Origin of the sequence: Streptomyces lycii (genome assembly GCF_009735685.1) — a bacterium.
In the GTDB taxonomy this organism is placed as follows: Bacteria; Actinomycetota; Actinomycetes; order Streptomycetales; family Streptomycetaceae; genus Streptomyces; species Streptomyces lycii.
Genome location: NZ_WHPN01000114.1, coordinates 1 through 3,203, shown reverse-complemented (window position 1 = coordinate 3,203; position 3,203 = coordinate 1). Strand labels below are relative to the sequence as shown.

Here is a 3,203-nt window from a genome sequence, read left to right as displayed (position 1 = left end):
CGACGCGGGGCGCGCCGGGCCGACCGGCCCCGGGCCCGCCGCCGACAGCCCCTGCTCGCGCATTCCGTCGTACGCCGCGGACCGCCCCGTCCGGCAGCGGCCTGAGCGGAGCGGCACGTCACGACCGGGTGACGGCCGAGCCCCGGAGCTGCCGAACTGTGCTATCGATCACAGCGATCCGCGACCTCACCGACCACGGAGCAGGAAACCACCATGAGCAAGCGCAACACCCAGGAAGCCAAGAGGGCCGCCCGCGAGCGGCTGCGTGCCGAGCGGGAGCGGCAGGCCAAGAAGGACAAGATGCGCCGGCAGCTCGTCGTCGCGGCATCGATCGTGGGTGTCCTGGCGATCGCCGCCGGCGTCGGCTTCGCCGTCACCAATATGAATGACAGCAGTGGCGGCAAGGTGTCCTCGAAGGACTGGACCGCCGCGGCGAAGGACAAGAAGCTCGTCAAGCCGGCGAACACCTCCGGCAAGGACGGCACCACGGTCGTCATCGGTGACGAGAAGGCCGAGAAGACCCTCGAGGTGTACGAGGACATGCGCTGCCCCGCGTGTGCCTCGTTCGAGCAGACCACCGGTGACCTGATGATGAAGGACATCGAGAACGGCGCCTACAAGGCGTCCTTCACGATGGCCGCCTTCATCGACGAGATGGCCCCCGGTTCGGGCTCGAAGAACTCCCTCAGCGCGCTGGGCGCCGCCCTGGACGTCAGCCCGGAGGCGTTCCTGGAGTACAAGCACACGCTGTACTCGAAGGAGAACCACCCCGAGGAGTCGGACGACAAGTTCTCCGACGACTCCTACCTCCTCGAAGTCTCCGACCAGGTCAAGGAACTCAAGGACAACAAGGAGTTCGAGAAGGCCGTGAAGGACGGCACCTACGACAAGTGGGCGCAGGCCATGGCCAAGAAGTTCGAGTCGGCCAAGGACGTGCAGGGCACGCCGACCTTCAAGATGGACGGCGAGAAGCTGGTCGTGGAGGGCACGGAGAACACCCCGATGACCCCGGACCAGTTCCAGGCCGCCGTCGCGAAGGCGCTCGAGAAGTAACCGGAGGGCCACGGCGCGCGGGCCGCGTGCCGCCGGCGTCGAACGGGTGGGTGAACATCCCGTGTTCGCCCACCCGTTCGGTGTACCTGACAGTAATGTGATCGGCCGTGACCGATCTTCGTGCCCTTCCCGCAGAGACCACCTCCCGCCGCACCGTCGTCAAGGCGGCCGCGGCCTCCGCCGCGCTGCTTCCGCTGGCCGCCGCGCCGAGCGCGCTGGCCGCCGGGACGGCCCCGGTCTTCCGGCACGGCGTCGCCTCCGGGGACCCGCTGCCCGACGGCGTCCTGCTGTGGACCCGGGTCACGCCGTCCGGTGACGCGCTGCCCGGCTCCGGCAGGGGGCCGGACGTGACGGTCCACTGGGAGGTCGCCGAGGACAGCGCCTTCTCCTCGGTCGCGGCCCGGGGCACCGCGACGGCCACCGCCGCGGCCGACCACACGGTCAAGGCCGACGTACGCGGACTGCGCCCGGCCACCGGCTACTTCTACCGGTTCGCCACGGGCGGCACGTACTCCCCCGTGGGCCGCACCCGCACCACCGCGGCGCACGACGCGGCGGCGGACGGCGTCCGCTTCGGCGTGGTCTCCTGCGCCAACTGGGAGTCCGGTTGGTTCTCCGCGTACCGCCACCTCGCCGCCCGCGCCGACCTCGACGCGGTGCTGCACCTGGGCGACTACATCTACGAGTACGCCACCGGCGAGTACCCCGGGCGGGACGGGGCGCCGCGCCGGCACGTGCCCGGGCACGAGATCACCACCCTCGCCGACTACCGGGCCCGGCACGGCAACTACAAGACCGACGCCGATCTCCAGACGCTGCACGCGGCCCACCCGGTGATCGCCATCTGGGACGACCACGAGATGGCCAACGACGCCTGGTCCGGGGGCGCGGAGAACCACACCCCGGGCGAGGAGGGCGACTGGGCGGCGCGCACGGCGGCGGCGAAGCAGGCGTACTTCGAGTGGATGCCCGTACGCCCGTCCACCGCCGGCACCACCTACCGGCGGCTGCGCTTCGGCAGGCTCGCCGATCTGCACCTGCTGGACCTGCGCTCGTTCCGCTCCGCGCAGTCCTCGGTCGGCAACGGCGAGGTGGACGACCCGGACCGCACGATCACCGGCCGCGCGCAGCTGGACTGGCTGAAGGCCGGGCTGGCCGCGTCGGACGCCTCCTGGCAGCTCGTCGGCACCTCGGTGATGATCTCCCCGGTAGCCTTCGGCTCCGTACCGGCGCGTCTGCTGGGGCCGATCGGGGAGTTGCTGGGCATACCGGAGGGCGGGCTGGCGGTCAACGTCGACCAGTGGGACGGCTACACCGACGACCGCCGGGAACTGCTCGAGCACCTGCGCGAGCGGGGCATCGACAACACGGTCTTCCTGACCGGTGACATCCACATGGCCTGGGCGAACGACGTGCCGGTGCGGGCGGCGACCTACCCGCTGTCCGGCTCCGCGGCCACGGAGTTCGTGGTGACCTCGGTGACCTCCGACAATCTGGACGACATCCTCCGGGTGCCGCCGCACACCGTCTCGCCGGTCGCCGTCGCCGCGGTCCGGGCCGCCAACCGCCATGTGAAGTGGCTCGACATGGACTCGCACGGCTACGGCGTCCTGGACGTCACGGCCGAGCGCGCACAGATGGACTACTACGCGGTCTCGGACAAGTCCGACCGGGCCGCCGGCACCCGGTGGCTCCGCTCGTACCGCACGCCGTCCGGCACCCGGAAGGTCGAACGCGCGGACGGACCGGTGCGCTGATCGCCCTTTCCGGCCATGCCGGAGCGGCCGGTTCCATTGCCGCGGGATGACGCCGAAGGGAGTCGTTCCGCGGTACGAACCGGGGCATCCGTCCCATCGGGCCATGAAGCCGTGTTGCCGGGAGATTTCCCATACGGGCCAACTCGTACCGCTTAGTCGGCCGATAGCCTCCGAACCATATTTCTGTCGTCCTGTTCCGCCCTCGTCCCCTCTTGTCATGTCCTCGTACTGTCCCGGCATCGGGGGAGGAACCCCTCCCCCTTGCCGCAGGACCGCGAGGAGTCCCCATGCGCATACCGGCCCGTACGAACCGGCGCACCGGCAGAGGCCCGATCGGCACCGCCCTGCTGGCCGGCGCCCTGGCCCTCGTCCCGTTGACGGCCGCGCCCACCG

General features: G+C 70.8%; 2 protein-coding genes. Both read left to right on the top strand.

Going from position 1 to position 3,203, the window contains the following annotated elements:
• The first annotated feature begins 213 nt into the window (after window positions 1-213).
• A complete protein-coding gene (locus tag GCU69_RS05040; RefSeq protein WP_098751449.1) occupies window positions 214-1,053 on the top strand; it encodes a thioredoxin domain-containing protein in 840 nt (279 codons plus the stop codon).
• 107 nt (window positions 1,054-1,160) lie between these two features.
• Window positions 1,161-2,810, top strand: a complete 1,650-nt coding sequence (locus GCU69_RS05035; RefSeq protein ID WP_156205233.1) for an alkaline phosphatase D family protein — start codon at window positions 1,161-1,163, stop codon at window positions 2,808-2,810.
• Window positions 2,811-3,203: the final 393 nt, after the last annotated feature.